Origin of the sequence: Deinococcus humi (genome assembly GCF_014201875.1) — a bacterium.
In the GTDB taxonomy this organism is placed as follows: Bacteria; Deinococcota; Deinococci; order Deinococcales; family Deinococcaceae; genus Deinococcus; species Deinococcus humi.
Window position 1 is genome coordinate 1 of sequence record NZ_JACHFL010000019.1, and the last position, 17,911, is coordinate 17,911.

15 protein-coding genes are annotated in these 17,911 nt (G+C 64.9%); 11 read left to right on the plus strand and 4 right to left on the minus strand.

The features are described from left to right. Both HNQ08_RS22395 and HNQ08_RS22400 read right to left on the minus strand, forming a co-directional pair. A partial coding sequence (locus tag HNQ08_RS22395; protein WP_184137068.1) for an NPCBM/NEW2 domain-containing protein occupies nt 1-968 on the minus strand: 968 nt, incomplete at its 3' end. Nucleotides 969-1,947: 979 nt separating this feature from the next. Next, entirely contained in the window at nt 1,948-2,163 is a 216-nt protein-coding gene (locus HNQ08_RS22400; RefSeq protein ID WP_184137070.1) for a hypothetical protein, read from the minus strand. Nucleotides 2,164-2,409: 246 nt separating this feature from the next. On the opposite strand from HNQ08_RS22400, the gene HNQ08_RS22405 reads away from it, so the two are divergent. From HNQ08_RS22405 to ubiE, 3 genes are read left to right on the plus strand one after another with little or no spacing between them, the layout of a single operon-like run. Next, nucleotides 2,410-3,600 (plus strand): glycine C-acetyltransferase, encoded by a 1,191-nt coding sequence (locus HNQ08_RS22405; protein WP_184137072.1) that lies wholly within the window; start codon nt 2,410-2,412, stop codon nt 3,598-3,600. Nucleotides 3,601-3,611: 11 nt separating this feature from the next. Next, nucleotides 3,612-3,986: a GNAT family N-acetyltransferase gene (locus HNQ08_RS22410; RefSeq protein ID WP_229790185.1), complete on the plus strand. Its 375-nt coding sequence runs from the start codon at nt 3,612-3,614 to the stop codon at nt 3,984-3,986. A gap of 43 nt (nt 3,987-4,029) precedes the next feature. Then, nucleotides 4,030-4,758 carry a bifunctional demethylmenaquinone methyltransferase/2-methoxy-6-polyprenyl-1,4-benzoquinol methylase UbiE gene (ubiE, locus tag HNQ08_RS22415; protein WP_184137074.1) on the plus strand — a complete coding sequence of 243 codons (729 nt, stop codon included), beginning with the start codon at nt 4,030-4,032 and terminating at the stop codon, nt 4,756-4,758. Between the two features lie 161 nt (nt 4,759-4,919). On the opposite strand, the gene HNQ08_RS22420 is transcribed toward ubiE, so the two are convergent. Beyond that, complete coding sequence (locus HNQ08_RS22420; protein ID WP_184137076.1) at nt 4,920-6,401, minus strand: UDP-N-acetylmuramoyl-L-alanyl-D-glutamate--2,6-diaminopimelate ligase; 1,482 nt, start codon at nt 6,399-6,401, stop codon at nt 4,920-4,922. Between the two features lie 477 nt (nt 6,402-6,878). On the opposite strand from HNQ08_RS22420, the gene HNQ08_RS22425 reads away from it, so the two are divergent. The 4 genes from HNQ08_RS22425 (at nt 6,879) to argR (ending at nt 11,108) form a co-directional block, all read left to right on the plus strand. Beyond that, a complete protein-coding gene (locus HNQ08_RS22425) occupies nt 6,879-8,258 on the plus strand; it encodes a nucleobase:cation symporter-2 family protein (protein WP_184137078.1) in 1,380 nt (459 codons plus the stop codon). 120 nt (nt 8,259-8,378) lie between these two features. Further along, complete coding sequence (locus HNQ08_RS22430; protein ID WP_184137080.1) at nt 8,379-9,296, plus strand: AEC family transporter; 918 nt, start codon at nt 8,379-8,381, stop codon at nt 9,294-9,296. Between the two features lie 48 nt (nt 9,297-9,344). Further along, nucleotides 9,345-10,601: a bifunctional phosphopantothenoylcysteine decarboxylase/phosphopantothenate--cysteine ligase CoaBC gene (gene coaBC / locus HNQ08_RS22435; RefSeq protein WP_184137237.1), complete on the plus strand. Its 1,257-nt coding sequence runs from the start codon at nt 9,345-9,347 to the stop codon at nt 10,599-10,601. A gap of 36 nt (nt 10,602-10,637) precedes the next feature. Continuing rightward, nucleotides 10,638-11,108: an arginine repressor gene (argR, locus tag HNQ08_RS22440; RefSeq protein ID WP_184137082.1), complete on the plus strand. Its 471-nt coding sequence runs from the start codon at nt 10,638-10,640 to the stop codon at nt 11,106-11,108. A gap of 53 nt (nt 11,109-11,161) precedes the next feature. Here argR and HNQ08_RS22445 read toward each other — a convergent pair whose 3' ends face one another. Continuing rightward, on the minus strand, nt 11,162-12,526 hold the full coding sequence (locus HNQ08_RS22445; RefSeq protein WP_229790184.1) for an MFS transporter: 1,365 nt from the start codon (nt 12,524-12,526) through the stop codon (nt 11,162-11,164). 133 nt (nt 12,527-12,659) lie between these two features. On the opposite strand from HNQ08_RS22445, the gene HNQ08_RS22450 reads away from it, so the two are divergent. From HNQ08_RS22450 to HNQ08_RS22465, 4 genes are all read left to right on the plus strand, one after another. Next, entirely contained in the window at nt 12,660-13,814 is a 1,155-nt protein-coding gene (locus tag HNQ08_RS22450) for a pyridoxal phosphate-dependent aminotransferase (protein ID WP_184137086.1), read from the plus strand. Nucleotides 13,815-13,925: 111 nt separating this feature from the next. Beyond that, nucleotides 13,926-14,402, plus strand: a complete 477-nt coding sequence (locus tag HNQ08_RS22455; protein ID WP_184137088.1) for a hypothetical protein — start codon at nt 13,926-13,928, stop codon at nt 14,400-14,402. A gap of 276 nt (nt 14,403-14,678) precedes the next feature. After that, nucleotides 14,679-16,403, plus strand: a complete 1,725-nt coding sequence (locus tag HNQ08_RS22460) for an ABC transporter substrate-binding protein (protein ID WP_184137090.1) — start codon at nt 14,679-14,681, stop codon at nt 16,401-16,403. A gap of 164 nt (nt 16,404-16,567) precedes the next feature. After that, the gene (locus tag HNQ08_RS22465) at nt 16,568-17,587 is read left to right on the plus strand and encodes a YpdA family putative bacillithiol disulfide reductase (RefSeq protein WP_184137092.1); all 1,020 of its coding nucleotides are present in this window, start codon (nt 16,568-16,570) and stop codon (nt 17,585-17,587) included. Nucleotides 17,588-17,911: the final 324 nt, after the last annotated feature.

Genomic DNA, 17,911 nt, shown 5'->3' on the forward strand with positions numbered 1-17,911 from the left:
CCGTAGACATTGGGATTCATGCCGTAGCCGTTGGAGTTGCGCACCGTCAGGTTCATGAACCAGCCGCGGATCAGTTCGCCACGGCCGCGCAGGTTCGAGCCTTCGATGATGACCGGCTCGCTGGTCTTGACATAGACCGCCGGCACCTTAGGGTCCAGGCTCTGCCAGTTGCCACGGTAAGTGCCACCCTTGGTGATTACCAGCGGACCGCTGTACTTCACGTTGGTAGCAGGGGCCGGGGATGGATTGGAGGGAGGCGTGGGCGTCGGGGCAGGCGTGCCGGAGGTTTTGCAGTCGGTGAGCATGGCTCCGCCCCAGTCGGCGTGGTCGTAGTCGATGTTGTCGCCGGCGTCGGTGACCACCAGCTTGAGTTCCTTGCGACCAGCAACACTTACATTGACGGTCTTCGCTTTATCCGCCCCGGTCATTTTGCCGCTGTCGAAGAGCTTGGTGCCGTCGGCGTAAACCTGAAAGATGACGCTGCCACGGCTGCCCACCTCATCGTCGAGGCCGACATCGCTGATAAAGCGGCTGCACTGACCGTTCAGGTTGAAGGTCATCGACGAGTTGGCGTGGATGCCAAACCCGCTGTCGTACTTCTTCCCATTGATGCTCAGCTTGCTTCCGTCCTTGGAGCCTTTCTCGCCGTTACTCATATTCCGTTCGGCAGGACCCCAGCCACTCGTGGCGGCCGTCCACGGCTCGTTGCTCAGCAGGTTGTTGCCGGACCTGAGGGCCTGCGCCTGCAATTCCGTTGCCGTGGAATCCAGATCAGTCAAACCATTGTCATCAGAAACCCACGAGTGGTCCGTGCCGTCGTAGACGAACTGGCTACCATCCCGTTCATCTGCCTGCGGCTGCTGATCCACCTGGGGCTGAGGCGCAGCGGGCTGCTGGGAGCAGGCGGCCAGGGTCAGGGTCAGTGCGAGAGCGGTCAGGGAGAAAGCGGAGCGTTGGGATTGGGGCATGTGGGTTTCCTCTTGAAATGAAACTGGGATGACTGGATCGATTTAGGTCGTGCTTCAAACCTGAAAGCGTGGCCTTCAACGATCGCGTCGGGCGGAGGCGGTGGCCAGTTGGAGACAGAAGCTGTCTTGTTCTGTTGCCAGAGCGCGCCTTGGTGCTTGCACAGTCACCTTAACTAAATCTTATTAGAGCTATCTGCAGAGCTCTCCCACATAACGATTCTCATGTCGCTCATGGTGCCAATGTTTCTTGTCTAGGTTCCTCTTTCTTTCGCTTCGACATGTGGTGACGCGTAACACGCTTTGGGAGTCCACCACGGTTTTCCCTGATATTCAGCCCCGCCTCCTCGTTTTCCAAAATGCATTCCTTCACTGCTCTGGAGAAGGATCAAGTTCTCTCATCTACTGGCCCGCAGTTCTTCATTTACAGGATTATCTGCAGCTAAATCCCCATAACAAAGGCTCTCCACCCCAAGGCCCCCCACGGCCTGAGGACAGGGAGTCGTGAAACGAGCATCGACAGAATCAGGACACGGGTCAGTCGCTTCACCTGTGGCAATGAACCACAGAGGACTGATGTGCGAATCCGCCGTCTTGCGACAGGAAGTTCAGCGTCGCGGCAGAGGGAGAAGTAGGGATAGTCTGCCTGCTACTTGGAAAGAGCACTTGGAATGGTCCAATCGCCCTTCATGGGTTTGCAAGGAGCAAATTCATTGACCTCAGGTTCTGTGTTCACTGACTGACCTGACGCGCACTTCTAGCCCGAGACGGCGATATGCAGCAGTATCGATAAGCCACAAGAAAATACGGCAGCGTCGTGGCTACCGTATTTAAAGTCGAGTTCAGCGCAACCCTGCGATCAGGCGCCGCCAGGAGTTCAGCCTTCAACAGGCTCGACAGACCTGGCAAGTCATGCCACAATGGCCGGCCAACTGCGCCCAGAGGTTCGGGCCTTGTTGAGACTTCTCAGTCCCTGTTGGGTTTACGCCACCGACTCCCGGACAATGCCGCCCGTCAAACCGTCATTGATCCAGAGGTTTACTTGCAGGTTGCTGCTTGGAACCACAGGACCCATCTCTTCCGTCGGCACATGCCAACGCTCACCCTTCACAGTCCTGATCACAACCGAGACGGCCAGCGCCACCAGCAGGCAGAGCGCGATGGCGGCGGGCAACAGCGCAATCATCAGGAAGGTCATACGCCACTTTGACTGTAGATCCCTCTCGAGACTCTGACAGAATTTTGTCAGCGTTTGCATTAAGATATTTATACTCATCCGATACACATATAAGAAGATTGAAACTGAACTCCTATTCGAGTTGTTTCGTCGTTTGGCACGCATGATCCTCTCTCCACAGGCCCACCTGATGCTGCGACGGAGACCTCCGATCTACCCGTCCTCAGCTCACGGACGGCACGCTGCCCTCGCCCCTAGACTCATGGCATGTCAACCTCTTTATCAGAACGCCTGAGTGCCGAACTTTCGGGCTTGAGGAACAGCGGACTGCTGATCAGACCACGGGTGTTGGACGGAGCCAACCGCGCCCGGATGCGGGTGGACGGGCGCGAGGTGGTGAACTTGGCGAGCAACAACTATCTGGGCTTCGCCGATCATCCCCGCCTCAAGGAAAGGGCCGCCGCCTACCTGCGTGAGTGGGGAGTGGGGGCCGGGGCCGTGCGGACTATTGCCGGGACACTGCGGATCCACGAGGAACTGGAAGAACAGTTGGCCGCGTTCAAGCACACCGGCAGCGCACTGGTGCTGCACAGCGGTTTTACCACCAACCAGGGGGTGCTGGGCGCGCTTCTCAAGGAAGGCGATCTGGTGGTCAGCGATGAACTGAACCACGCCAGCATCATTGACGGGTTGCGGCTGACCAAGGCCACCAAGAAGGTCTACAAGCACTCGGACGCCGCCGATCTGGAACGCATCCTGAAAGAAAATGACACGGACGGTCTGAAATTGGTGGTGACCGACGGCGTGTTCAGCATGGACGGCGATCTGGCCCCACTGGACAAGCTGATTGAGGTGGCCCGCAAATACGGCGCGATCACGTATGTCGACGATGCCCACGGCAGCGGCGTGATGGGCGAGGCCGGACGCGGCACAGTGCATCACTTCGGCTTCGAGCATGCTGACGACGTGATTCAGGTGGGTACTCTCAGCAAGGCCTGGGGAGGCGTGGGCGGCTACGCTGCCGGACACGCTGATCTGCGCGAACTGCTGATCAACCGTGCGAGGCCCTACCTCTTCTCCACCGCGCAGCCCCCGGCCGTGGTGGGCGGTCTGGTGGCGGCCATCGAGGAAGTGCAGCGCGATCCCTCGCTGATGCGGCGGCTGTGGGACAACACGCACTACTTCAAGGCCGAACTGGGCAAGCTGGGCTTCGATACCATGGGCAGCGTCACCCCCATTACCCCGGTCCTGTTCGGCGAGGCCGAGGCCGCCTTCGAAGCCAGCCGACTGCTGTTCGAGGAAGGCATCTTCGCCGTGGGCCTGGGCTTTCCCACGGTGCCCCGCGGCAGCGCCCGCATCCGCAACATCGTGACTGCGGAGCATACCCGTGACGATCTGGATCAGGCCCTGTCGGCCTACGAGAAGGTGGGGCGCAAGCTGAAAGTGGCAGGCGTCTGATCGACTACCGCGTGCGCGAGTGGCCACAGCTGGCGGCGCTGGGAGAACTTCGTGAGGCCGCGTGGGGCGGGCGGGATGACGGGCACGGATGGCCGCCCGTGCTCGGACGCAGCCTGACCTGGGTCACCGCCTTCAACGGCGAAACGCTGGTGGGCTTCGTCAACGTCGCCTGGGACGGTGGTGTGCATGCCTTTTTGCTGGACACCACGGTTCATCCAGATTGGGGGCGACGCGGAATAGGGAGCAGTCTCGTCAGGGCGGCTACGCAGGCAGCAAAAGCGGAGGGGATCCACTGGCTCCATGTCGATTATGAGCCACAGTTACAGACCTTCTATAGGTTGTGCGGCTTCCAGCCCACGTCAGCGGGACTCCTGAAACTGAATTGATCCTTCCGCTCCCTCTCAGGCCGGCCCAGCTATCATCGGCCCCATGACCGCCGCACCGAAAAAGCCCTCCGTGGGTGACAAACAGGACAAGGGCAGCGACGTGCAGGCCATGTTCGCCGACATTGCTCCTCGTTACGATCTGCTCAACCGCGTCCTGAGTCTGGGGGTGGACCGAGGCTGGCGGCGGGAGGCGGCGCGCGAAGCCCTTGCCTTTGCCCCCACGCGGGTCCTGGATGTGGCGACTGGGACGGCAGATTTCGCGCTGGAACTGAAACGCCGTTCGCCGGACTCGGAGGTGGTGGGCAGCGATTTTGTGCCGCAGATGCTGGCAATCGGGCGAGCCAAGGCGGCCTCACGGCATCTCGAGATCGTCCTGGAAGAAGGAGATGCGCTGAACCTGCCCTACCCGGACGGCAGTTTCGACAGCGTGACCTGCGCTTTTGGGTTCCGCAACTTCGCCGACTACGCGCGTGGGCTGTCGGAGTTCTGGAGGGTGCTGGCCCCCGGCGGGCGGGCTGTGATCCTGGAGTTTCCACCGCCCCGCGCCGGGCTGTTCGGGTCTCTTTTCCGCTTCTACTTCCAGCATGTCCTGCCCCGCATCGGCGGCCTGATCAGCGGCAACGCGGGGGCATACACCTACCTGCCCGAGAGCGTGCTGGCCTTTCCGCCCCCCGAACGCTTGGCCGACCTGATGCAGGCCACAGGCTTCCGCACCCGTTACCGCCTGCTGACCTTTGGCATCGCGGCCATCCATGTGGGGGACAAGCTGTAGAGCGGGAAGGCTGTTCTGATTCAGGGAGAGTGGAACCAGTCACCCCCATCACTAAAAGCCTCGTCTTCAGCCACCAGACACGCCCAGTTCCGCACCACGGTACGGGTGCGCTGCCCTGGGCTTGACCTCGGCGTGGGCCAGCAGTTGAGTGGGCTCAGTCCTTACTGTCCGGCAGGCGTGGACCAAGCGGCGAGAGCGGCCCGCGCCACCGCCACCTCGTCCCAGGGGAGGGTTTCGTGCGCGCGTTCCAGTGTGTCCTCCGGTCCCTTGCCCGCCAGCAGCACGGTGTCGCCTGATCGCGCCTGCCCGATGATCCAGGCGATGGCCTCTGCCCGGTCTGGGATGGTGGTGAACGTCCCCTGTCCCCCCTCCCGCGCCCCGCGTTCCATCTCGCGCAGGATGTCGTCCAGGGGGGTGTCGCGGCAGTCTTCCTCGGTGAAGACGGCGTGATCGGCCAGCCGGGAGGCCACCTCGCCCAGCGGCGCGCGCTTTCCCGGATCGCGCGGCCCACCCGCCGAACCGATGAGCACCCAGAGACGGCCCGGCGTGGTGGTCCGCAACGTTGCCAACGCTTTTTCCAGGCTGGGCGGCGTGTGCGCGAAATCCACGATCACGCGGGGCAGATCCTCTCCGGCGGCCAGCAGTTCCATGCGGCCTGGCACCCCCCGGAAGGAGGCCAGCCCCGCGATCAGTTGTTCAGCCGTCGCGCCGAGCTGCGCCGCCGCCGCCATGCCGGCCAGCGCGTTCGCCACGTTGAAGCGTCCGATCATGGGAAGATTGGCCCGGAATTCACCCAGCGGCGAGGTCACCCGGAACGTCAGACCGTTGACCCCCTCCTCGACTTCAGACGCGCTCCAGTCGGCCTGCTCACCCTCGGCGCTGTACGTCGTTTCACCCCCGGCCAGACCGGTCAGTCGTACCGTCCACGGATCGTCTGCATTCAGGACGGCGTGACGGGCGCGTTCCACCAGCTTGCGTTTCTCGGTGAAGTAGTTCTCCACGGTGCCGTGGAAATCCAGATGTTCGCGGCTCAGGTGAGTCCAGACCGCCACAGCCCAGTCCACACCGCGCACCCGGTCCAGCGCCAGGGCGTGACTGCTGGCCTCCAGCACTGCCGCGTCCGCGCCCGCCGTGACCAGCTCGCGCAGGGTGCGCTGGACCTGTGGGGCCTCCGGGGTGGTGAAGTGAGCCGGAAAATGTCGCAGTTGGCCGTCCGGCAACTCGTAGCCCACCGTGCTGAGAAGTCCTGTTTTCAGGCCAGCCGCCCGCAGCAGATGGCGGGTCAACCACGCGGTGGTGGTCTTGCCGTCGGTCCCGGTGACGCCCACCACCCGCAATGCCCGGCTGGGGTGGTCTGCCAGCGCTGCTGCCGCGTCCGCCAGCGCCGCTCGGGCATCCGGTACGCGCAGGTACGGCAACGGCGAAACCAGACCGTCCGGCAGCCCCTCGCCCAGCACCGCCACCGCGCCCGCCCGCTGCACCTCCTGAAGAAAATTGTGGCCGTCGAAGCGTGCTCCACGAATCGCCACAAACACGTCGCCGGGTCCGGCCCAGTCAGCGTTGTGCGTGACGCCGCGCACCTGTGGATCTGGCAGATCGGTCAGGGAAAGATTGAGGGCGGCGGCCAGGGCTTGCAGACGCATGCGCCGAGGGTAGCAGGGGCAGGCGTCAGGCGAGCGATTGCCATGTCGGGCAGCAACGGGGATATCCAAAGGACACATCAGACCACTCCAATCTCCGAGTTATTGCGCCCACCGAGCCTCCTGAAGGCATCACGCGCACCCCAACAGCTAATGCCATGCACCACATCTTCAACAGTCTGGGAGACGTCCTCTCAACTCTGAACTGCTCAAGGAATTATTTGAGCTCAGGTTGAGAACCTACTCCTGCCCAATTCCGTCCTTTAGACAATTTTTCCTCTTAATCAACACAACTGAAAAATGTTGACAGAGTTTTGAAAATCTTTTACACTCTGCGGAAATTAGACAGCTAAGTAAAGCCGGAGGAGCGGTAGGTGGGATAGGAAGCACGGGGAAAGCCTGGGCAGCACACGCAACGGGCCACTTCTAGACGCATCAACGCAATCTGCACTGACCCACACGGTCAGCTCCGGAGGAAACATGACGACAGCCCGTAACCCGAACGCCGTCCACCCCGTCGACGAGGTTCTACCCCCGCAGAATATGATCGCCTTCGGCCTGCAGCACGTCCTGAGCATGTATGCCGGCATCGTGGCTGTGCCGCTGGTGCTGGCGACGGCGCTGGGCCTGGACAGCGAGACCGTGGTCCGCATCATCGGCGCAAGCTTTTTCATGTGCGGCGTCGCCACGCTGATCCAGACCATCGGGTTCCCCGGTTTCGGGGCCAGGCTGCCCATCGTACAGGGCACCACCTTCGCCTCGGTGGCCACCATGATCGCCATTGGCAAGGCCTACGGGCTGCCGGGCATTTTTGGGGCGGTGATCGCCGGGGGCGTACTGACCGTGCTGCTCGCGCCGTATTTTTCCAGACTGTTGCGCTTCTTTCCGCCAGTGGTGGCCGGAACCGTGATCCTGATGATCGGGGTCTCGCTGATGCCCGTGGCGATCAAATGGGCTGGCGGCGGCGTACCCGGCACCCCCAACTTCGGTGATCCGGCCAACCTGGGCCTGGCCACGCTGACCCTGGTGATCGTGCTGCTGCTCACGCGCTTTGGGCGGGGCTTCCTGAGCCGGGTGGCCGTCCTGCTGGGGCTGGTCATCGGTACCATCGTGGCCGCCGCGCTCGGTCTGGCCGACTTCTCCAAAGTGGCGAGCGCCCAGTGGTTCGGCTTCACCGCACCCTTCCATTTCGGCACGCCCACCTTCAGCCTCGTTCCGGTGCTGTCCATGCTGCTGGTGATGCTGGTGGTCATGGTAGAAACCACCGCCGATCTGCTGGCGATTGGTGAGGTCACCGAGAAGGACGTGGATGCGGGCGACGTGGCCAGGGGCCTGCGCGCCGACGGCCTCTCCACCGCGCTTGGCGGCGTCTTCTGCGCCTTTCCTTTCACCGCCTTTGCCCAGAACGTCGGCCTGGTGCGCTTTACCGGAATCAAGAGCCGCTTCGTGGTGGCCGTGGCCGGCGTGATCCTAATGCTTCTAGGCTTTCTGCCCAAGCTGAGCGCGGTGGTCTCGGCTATTCCGCTGCCCGTGCTGGGCGGCGCTGGGCTGGTGTTGTTCGGCACGGTGGCCGCCGCCGGGGTGCAGACGCTGTCCAAGGTCAACATGAACGACACCCGCAACCTGATCATCGTGGCCGTCAGCGTGGCGCTGGGCGTGATTCCCTCCACCGTGCCCACCCTGTACGAGAAACTACCCGAACAGGCCCAGCTCTTCCTGGACAGCGGCATCACTTCCGCCGCGCTGGCCGCGATCATCCTGAATATCCTGTTCAATATCGTGGGCAACAACACGCCGCACCCGTCCTCGCTGGCGACCTCGGCGAGCCACGCGCCGGAACCGGGCGATGTTCACAGCTGATCCAGCCTAGCGCGGCAGCGTCTGGCGGCCCCTCTCCTCCGTGGAGGGGCTTTTTCATCTGCCTCCGTCAGCGTGGCCTGCGCGTCCTCCCGCCCACCAGATGTGCCAGGATGCCCCCTGATGTTCCAGGCCCTGAGCAACGTGCTGCTGCCCGTGATGATTGTCGCCGGACTGGGGGCGCTGCTGGCCTCGCGCATGCGGATCGATCAGGTGACGGTCTCGCGCCTCACCATGTACCTGCTGATTCCGGCACTGGTACTGGACGTGATTCTGAGGACCCCTGTCAAGGTCGCCGAGGCCGGGCAACTGGGGCTGGCCTTCCTGTTGGTGATGGGCCTGTCGCTGGGCCTGGGCTGGCTGACGGGCCTGGGTCGCCCGGGCGCCGAACGCCGCAGCCTGAGCGCCGCGTCGGGCATCTGGAACAGCGGCAATATGGGGCTGCCTATTGCGCTGTTCGTGTTCGGACAAAGCGGCTTTGACCGGGCGACCGTCGTTTTCCTGGTGTCCATCATCGCCATGTACATAGTCGGGCCGGCCATCTACGGCTCGGCCTCCCGGGCGGGCGGGCGGCACGGCGTGGCTGAAATCTTCAGATCGGTCTTCCGGCTCCCCACCGTGTGGGTGGCATTGATCGCTGTGGCGCTGCGGGAGCTGAACGTGCCGCTGCCGCAGGGGGTGACCCGGGGGGTCTCGCTGCTGGCCGAGGCCACCCTGCCCCTGGTGCTGCTGTCCCTGGGCCTGCAACTGGGCGCAGGAGGCTGGCCGCCGCTGCACCGCCGTGTGTGGCTGGCCGGCGCAGCGCGGCTGATCGGCGGGCCGCTGATTGCGCTGGGCGTGGGCTCTGCCGTGGGCCTGCGGTCCGAGTCGCTGGCGGTGCTGATCCTGTCGGCCAGCATGCCCACCGCTGTCAACGCGCTCTTGATCGCGCAGGAATACGGCGGCGACTCGGAGACGGTAGCGGGCGTGGTGCTGGTCACCACACTGGGGTCCGTGCTGACCATCGCAGCGGTGGTGGCGCTGCTGCCAGGGCTGGGGTAGACCGGCAGGCCACTTTCCTGGGCGGCGGCCCGCTAAACTCCGGGGGTGATGGCACAGACGGCGGCAGGAGGTCAGAAGACGGTGCTGGTGATCGTGGGCGGCAGCATGGCGGCCATCAAAGCACCCTCTGTGCTGCGGCGGCTCCGTGAGCGCGGCGCACGGGTCAACGTGATCGCCACCCGCGCCGCCCTGGCCTTTGTGACCGAGCTGAGCCTGTCCACCGCTGCCGACGGCCCGGTGGGGACCGACGAGGCGTGGTTCACTCCCCGCCCTGACGCCCTGCATCTGAGCATGGCGAAGGCCGACGCCGCCGTGATCGTGGGCGCCTCCGCCGAACTGCTGGCAGGGGCGGCGCACGGGCATGCGGGCGACCTGGCACTGGCGACGCTCCTGAGCGTCCCGGGACCGGTGCTGTGGGCGCCGGCCATGAACGCGGCCATGTGGCGAAATCTGGCGGTGCAGGCCAACGTGAAGCGGCTGCGGGAGTGGGGCCACCAGTTTCTGGGGCCAGAGGTGGGCGCGTTCGGCACGCACGGTGAGGGGACAGGCCTCGGGCGCATGGCCGAGCCGGAGGAGATCGCTGCCGCCGTGATGGAAGTGCTGCGCCCCCCCACGCCACATGATCTGGCCGGGCTGAAGGTGGTGGTGTCCGCCGGACCAACACGCGAGTACCTGGACCCGGTGCGCTTTATCAGCAATCCCAGCAGCGGCAAGATGGGCTTCGCGGTGGCCGAGGACGCGCGGGACCGGGGCGCGCAGGTCACGCTGGTCACGGGGCCTGTGAATCTGCCGGGGCCGTCCGGAATGGAGGTGGTCAGGGTCGAGTCCGCCCTAGAGCTGCGCGACGCCGTGATTCAGGCCGCGCAGGACGCCGATATCGTGGTCATGACCGCCGCCGTGGCCGACTACCGCGCCGCCGAGCAGCAACACGAGAAGCAGGCCAAGGTGGCGGGCGACGTGAGCATCCAGCTGACGCCCAATCCCGATATTCTGGCCGAGCTGGGGAGCAGCAAGGGCAGTCGGGTGCTGGTGGGCTTTGCGATGGAAACGCACGCGGGCGTGGAGCGGGCCGCCGTCAAGGCCGCGCGCAAGAACGCCGATTTCATCCTGCTGAACTACCCCACTCAGGAGGGCACAGCGTTCGGCGGTGACGACAACCAGGTCACCCTGGTCCGCGCCGACGGGACGCATGAAGACTGGCCGCGCACCAGCAAGCGCGAGGTGGCCCGGCAGTTGCTGGACGAGGCCTTGCGGGTCCGCGAGGCGTCAGGGGCGACGCCCTCCTCCAGCCCCGCCCACCCCTGATTGCATTATTCATCCCCACTGCATAGAGTGTCCGGCGTGCCAGGCAAGCTCAGCAAGGAACAGCGTCAGAAGCGCATTCAGGACATCATCGCCCGCGAGAGCGTCTCCACGCAGGGTGAGCTGGTGGAATTCTTGCGGCGCGAGGACGTTCTGGTGACGCAGGCCACCGTCAGCCGCGACATCAACGAGCTGCGGCTGGTGCGCGTGCCGGTGGGCAAGGGCCGCCACCGCTACGCCCTGTCGAGGTCGGGCGGCCACGGCGACGTGCAGGGCGAGCTGGCCCGCTTGTTCCAGAACTTCGTGCAGGACGTGGACCGGGGCGAGAACGTCCTGGTGGTCCGCACGGCCGAGGGGCACGCCTCTGGCGTGGCGTTGCTGATGGACCGCCTGCGCCGTGACGACATCGTGGGCACCATTGCCGGCGAGGACACCATCTTCGTGGTCGCCCGCACCACCGACGAGGGCGAGGCGCTGATGGAAGAACTTCACGCGCTGATGCTGGGTTAGTCGGGAGCGGGACTGGTTTCTACGGGGTGTCTCGCCCGACGTCCGTTCAGACTTTAGGGGCGCCGCAGCCGGCCCACCGCCGCCAGCGCTATCATGGCCCCCAGCAGCGTGATCGCGAAGGCCAGCGTGAAGGCCCCGTCCAGCGGGCGCACGCGGGCGATCAAGGCGCCGCCGATGCCTGCGGCCAGCGCCACCATCAGCGACTCGATGTTCGCCAGTTGCCCGGACAGCTGCCCTGCCTCCTCCGGGCGGGCGCTGGACATGGCGAACAGCGACGTGCTGGTGTAACCGACGCCCATGCCCAGACACGCCAGCACCCAGCTGGGGTAGATCACCCACAGCGGCAGGAACCCCAGGACTCCCAGGGCGGTCAGAGCCACCCCGGCAGCCGCACCGCCCATTCCAACACGGATGCGCAGGGGGCGGGAAGCCTCGCCGCGTGCGTCCTCGATCCGGGCCTGGATCCACGAGCCCAGGGTCCAACTCACGCCGCCCAGCGACAGAATGATCCCCGCCCCGGTCAGGCTCAGGCCGCGCAACTCGTTGAGGGCCAACGGGAGAAAGGAACTGGTGCCCATCAGGGCAAAGGCCGCCAGCCCCCGGACCATCAGGGCGCTGGGCAGAGCGCCGGCAAAGCGCCACATGCCTGTCGGGAACAACGCGCGGGTGCTGAGAGCCACGCCGATCAATCCCGCTGCGCCCAGCCCCAACCCCAGCGCATCGGCGCGGCGCAGGCCCTCCACCAGCGCCCCTGCTGAGACGGACAGCGCCAGCGCGGCCCACAGCATGAGGCGGCCTCCTCTCGCTGCCTTTCCCTCGCTCGGCTGACGCACCCGCACACGCAGTGGCAGGACACACAGCGGCGCGCTGATCGCCAGCAACGGCACCAGGCCCCAGAACACCACACGCCAGGACCAGGTGTCGGCCATCACGCTGGCAATCAGCGGGCCGATCAGGGCGGGCAGCAGCCAAGCGCTGGAAATGGCGGCCAGCATCCTGGCGCGGGCCTGCGGGGGGTAGCGGGTGCTGATCACCGCCCACGGCAGCGCGGCCAGCCCGCCGGCGCCCAGGCCCTGAAGCAGACGGGCCAGCACGAACACCAGCATGGTGGGGGCTGCCGCGCCCACCAGCAACCCGGCAGCAAACAGCAGCAGCGCCAGCACCGCGCCAAAGGCCAGCCCACGCCGGTCCGCCAGCACCCCGCCCAACACTGCCCCGAACAGGCTGGACAGCAAAAAAGCGCTGGAAGCCCAGCCATACAGGGCCAGGCCGCTCAGCTGCTCGGCGACCCTGGGCAGCACGGTACTGACCGCCATCGATTCGAAGGCCACGATCAGGACCACCAGCACCAGCCCCAGGCTCAGCATCCGGGGAGCGGCGGGCAGGGGAACTGAACCGGGAAGCAGGGTGCCACTCACGGGGCGCATCCTTGCACAGTTGGAGGAAAAGCGCAGTGAGAACTGGGGGCGGCAAAAGTGCTGTCCGTCTTCCAGGCCGGCCCTGTCTGACTCTGCCGCCTCTCCTCCACCCCGCCGGGGCGCAGACTGAACCATGCCCCTCCTATTGCCCCGCGCCCGCGCCTCCCAGGAGAGCGTCTTCGCCCGCATGAGCCGTCTGGCCGCGCAGTACGGGGCCGTCAACCTGGGGCAGGGCTTTCCTGCCGATGCCCCCCCGGCCTTCTTGCTGGAGGCGGCGCGGCGGGCGGTGGGGACGCTGGACCAATACAGTCCTCCCGCCGGACTGCCCACGCTGCGCGACGCCATCGGCGCGGACCTGGGGGTGGACGGCGCGGACGTGATCGTGACGTGCGGTGCCACCGAGGCATTGAACGTGCTGGCCCTGTCACTGTACGGTCCCGGCGACGAGGTGCTGATGCTGGAGCCCGTCTTTGACGTGTACATTCCTCAGGCGCGGCTGGCTGGGGCCACGCCCGTCACCGTGCCCATGACCCTGGACGAGACCCACGGCTGGTCACTGGACCTAAACGCGTTGAGGGCCGCCGTGACCCCGCACACACGGGCGCTCCTGCTCAACAGTCCGTACAACCCAACCGGCACTGTGTTCTCACGAGAGGAGCTGAACGCCATTGTGGCGCTGGCCCGCCAACATGACCTGTGGATCATCAGCGACGAGGTGTACGACGAGCTGTATTTTGGCGAGAAGCCCATTGCGGTACGGGAACTGGCCCCAGAACGCACGTTCACGGTGGGCAGCGCGGGCAAGCGGCTGGAGGCCACCGGCTGGCGCGTGGGCTGGATCGCGTGCCCGCCGGCGGGCGCCGATCCGTACGGTGCCGGTGCAGGTGTGGCCGCCAACGTCGCTGGGGTGCGTCAGCAAGGTTCGTTCTGCTCACCCACCCCCCTGCAGGTGGCGGTGGCGGCGGCCCTGCCGGTGGCCCGCGCAGAAGGGTTCTACGAGGGCTTGAGGGCCGAATACCGTGCCCGGCAGGACTTGCTGGCCGGAGGGCTGAGCGGACTGGGAGCTACCGTCTTCATGCCGCAGGGCACCTATTTCCTGACCGCCATCTACCCCAGGTGGCGGGCCGAGGAACTGGTGGAGCGCGGCGTCGCGGTGATTCCTGGCGAGGCGTTCTACTCGCAGCATCCAGCCCCCGAAGGCTTGCTGCGGGTGGCCTTCTGCAAGTCGCGGGACGAGATCGGGCGGGCGCTGGAGCGGCTTGCAACAACCACGATGGTTGCGACCTGAAGCTGCCCGCCGCAGCGACCCCTACAAGGTAAGTGAGCCATAAAGGTCTCTGTTTGTTTATGTGAAGCCCGTGACCTTTCAGGGAAGTGGTGATCTGGCTATGGTGGGCTCATGAAGAAAGTCACCCTGACCATCCTGGCACTGACTGCCGTCTCCTCAGCCTCCGCCGCAAATTACATTGGTGGGTCTGTCGGTTCGGGCCTGAGCGTGCATTACCAGAATGATCTGACCACCACCTCAGCCATTCGTTACGGGCTGAACCTGGACGCGGTCAACTTCAACTTTAAGGCGCTGTCCGTGAACGCGAGTGTAGATTACCTGGCTGACTTTGCGGGCGTCGGTTCGCTGGGCGGGTTCACCCCGTACTACGGCGTCGGCCTGGGTGCTGGCGCGGGTCTGGGCGCCAACCTGGGCCTGAGCGTCTACCCGCACGCCAACCTGGGCCTGCGGTACAACATCTCTGATCCCCTGAGCGTTTTCGTTGAAGGCAATGTTGGTCCCTACGTCCGTGTCGGCAGCGGGGCAAACACCACCAACATCGGCTTCGGCGGCACCGCCCGCATCGGCCTGAACTACCGCCTGCCCTGAGCGCCCTCCCCTGCTCCAGCCCCCACCCCGCCTGTCGGGTGGGGGTTTTCACGATAGGGGTACCTGTTGTTCTCGTTCCACGGTCAGATTGCCGCGCGCAGATCCTGTTCCTCTGGACTTCGCCGAACCCCGTGGCGCTGTGGCCAGGGTTGGCTGTTCGGGGAGGAAGGTCTCCGGGGTATCTTCCCGCTTGCCCCACGCCACCAGGACAGGCATAGTGGGAACTGTCACAAAAATTCCTGCCGTCGCCCCTCCACTATCGCCCCGAGGTCTGCCATGAACCGAATTCTGCCCCTGAGCTGTGCCCTGTTGTGTTCCGCCGCCCTGGCCGCCACCCCCAGAGACACTTTGGTCATTCAGCAGGCTGCCACGGTCACCACGCTGGATCCCACAGCCGCCTACGACACTTTCAGCCTCCAAGTTCTGGAAAATATGTACGAGACGCTGTGGACGTACAAGGGCGCCAGCCTGACTCAGATGACGCCGCTACTGGCCTCGGCTCTACCGACCTATACGGACGGCGGCAAGACCCTGACGGTCAGCCTGCGTAAGGGCGTCAAGTTTCACAGCGGCAACCCCATGACCTGCGCCGACGTCCAGTACACCTATCGCCGCAATCTGGTCACCAACGGCGCTGAATCGGCCAACTGGTTCATCAGCGACGCCCTGCTGGGCACGCGTGACAATGCCCAGACCGACAAGACCATCACCTGGGCCCGCATCGCCGGGGCCGTGAGCTGCAACGCGCAGGGGCAGCTGGTCTTCAAACTCCCCAAGCCGGACCCGGCCTTCATGGCGAAGCTGGCGTTCGCCGGTCAAGGGATCCTGGACAGCAAGTGGGCCGCCAAGCTGGGCGAGTGGAATGGCCAGGAGGCCACCTGGCGCGACTGGGTGGGCAAGGACGTATCGGCCAGCAAGCTCAGTGCCCAGCCCAGCGGCACCGGAGCCTACCAGCTGCTGCGCCGCGACGCCGATAACATTCTGCTGAGAGCCTTTCCGGGGTACTGGGGCGGCAAACCGGCGATCAGCAACGTGATCATGCAGAAGGTGGGTGAACTGGCCGTGCGTCAGCAGGCTTTTCTGCGCGGCGACGCCGATCTGATCGAGGCTGGTACGCGCGCCAACGTGGAGGCGCAGCTCAAGGGCAAGCCCGGCGTGACCGTGCTGGACAACTTGCCCAGCGCCGGGGCGCAAGCGCTGTTCATGAACAACAACATCAAGAGTGCCTCGGCACTGGGCAGCGGCAAACTGGACGGCAAGGGCATTCCCGCCGACTTCTTCGCGGACCCAAGTGTGCGCCGGGCCTTCGCCTACGCGTTCGACTACGACCAGTACATGCGCGACGTGCAACGTGGCAAGGCGGTCAAGCGCACCATGCTGCTGCCCGACACCTTCCCCGGCTATTCAAAGACCACCAAAACCTACGGCTATGATCCGGCGCAGGCCCAGGCACTGTTCAAGGCAGCCCGGGGCGGCGAGATTTGGAAGAACGGCTTTGTCATCAACGCCAATTACCGCACCGGGCACATCGCGGGACAGGTAGCGCTGGAACTGCTCAAGCGCAACGTGGAGGCCCTGAACCCCAGGTTCCGCATCAATATCATTGAGGAGCCGTGGTCCGAGCAGTCCAAGAAGATGCAAGACGGCCTGGAAGTCATGCTGCCGATGGGCTGGAGTGCGGATTACGCCGATCCCGACAACTTCCTGTACACCTTTTACAGCTCCGACGGCTTCTTCTACCCCACCAACAACTGGAAGGACGCGGACGTGGACCGCTGGTTGCAGCAGGCCCGCGCCACCGTGGATGCCCCCACCCGCGCCAGACTTTACAAACAGGTGGCTGACCGGGCCTACCAGGAAAGCCCGTTCATCGTGCTGCCCGCCGAGACCAACATCCGGCCCGTTCGCAGTAACCTTCAGGGGGCCTCGGCAGCCACCTACAACCCCATGCGTTCCTTCGGGTTTACCGGCACCTTGTGGCGGGAGCTGAGCAAGAAGTAGGCAAATACAAATAACAGCCACGCGATTCTGGAAAGGAGAGCTCTCAGGGAAGCGGCCCGGTCCGTTTCCTGGGAGCTCTTTTAAAGAGGCCGCCGCTCCCTTTCTCGCCTCAACCGTCTATAAATCTCACGGTTCCCCATGGCCGGGACTGACACAATAGCCGGATGAACCTTGCGCCTTCCTCTGACCTCTTCGATGTCGCCATCGTCGGTGCTGGCCCGGTAGGGTTGGCCGCTGCCATCGCCTGTAAACGCGCGGGGCTGAGCTATGTGGTTCTGGAAAAGGGGTGTGTGGTCAACGCCATCTTCGAGTACCCCACCTACATGTCTTTCTTCACGACCGCGCCCGAGCTGGAAATCGGCAACCACCCGATGGTGACGGGGCACGACAAGCCAGACCGCCGCGACGCGCTGATGTATTACCGACTGGTAACGCAGCGCGAGGCCCTGAACGTCGAGCAGTACACCACGGTGACGGCAGTTCACGCCGCACCGGCAGGCTTTACGCTGGCCATCGAGCGGCGTGACGGCACGCCGGATGTCATAGAGGCGCGGCGCGTAGTGGTGGCCACCGGCTACTACGACAATCCGCTGCATCTGGGCATTCCCGGCGAGGACGGTCCCAACGTCAGCCACTACTACACCGAGGCCCACCCGTTCATGGGGTTGAACGTGACCGTGATCGGTGCGGGCAACTCGGCCGCCGACGCGGCGCTGGATCTGTGGCGCGGCGGCGCGAAAGTCACGATGGTCGTCCGTGCGCCGGAACTGAAGAGCACCATCAAGTACTGGGTGCGTCCCGATCTGGAGAACCGCATCAAGGAAGGGAGCATCGATGCGTATTTCAACTCGCGGGTGATCGCCATCGGCCAGGAGACCGTGCAGGTGGAAGGTCAGGACGGCGAGACCTTCGAGTTGCCCACCCACTTCACCTTCGCGCTGACCGGATACCGCCCGGACCTCTCTTTCCTAGACACGCTGAATCTTGCGCAGCAGCCCGACGCCTGCCTGGTGCTGGACGAGCACTATCAGAGCAGCGTGCCGGGGCTGTTCGTGGTGGGCAGTGCGGGTTTCGCAGGTAAGACCAATCAGGTCTTTATCGAGAACGGACGTCACCACGCGGATCATGCCGTGGCCGAGATCAAGCGGCAGCTGGCGGGACACGGCGAACTGCAGGCCCGCTAATGCTCGCTCACGGACAGGGCACAGGCGCGTGAAATACTGCCGGACATGAGGTTGAAACTCCACTGGTCCCTGGGCCTGGGTGCCGTGCTGCTGACGTCTGCCCTGGGCCAGAGCGTTGCCCCTATCCCGGCCTTGCCGCTGCCTTCCCAGCCCGTCCCGTCCCCGGCGCCCGAGCCTGAGCCCACGCCGGAACCGCAACCTACACCGGAGCCGACCCCAGTCCCAGTCCCCGCTCCTGTAAACCCTGCTCCCGCGGAGCCCACTCCCACAGCGCCAGCAGCGGCGCCAGTGGCTGTCCCTCCGGTCAAGGCGCCACCCGCTTTT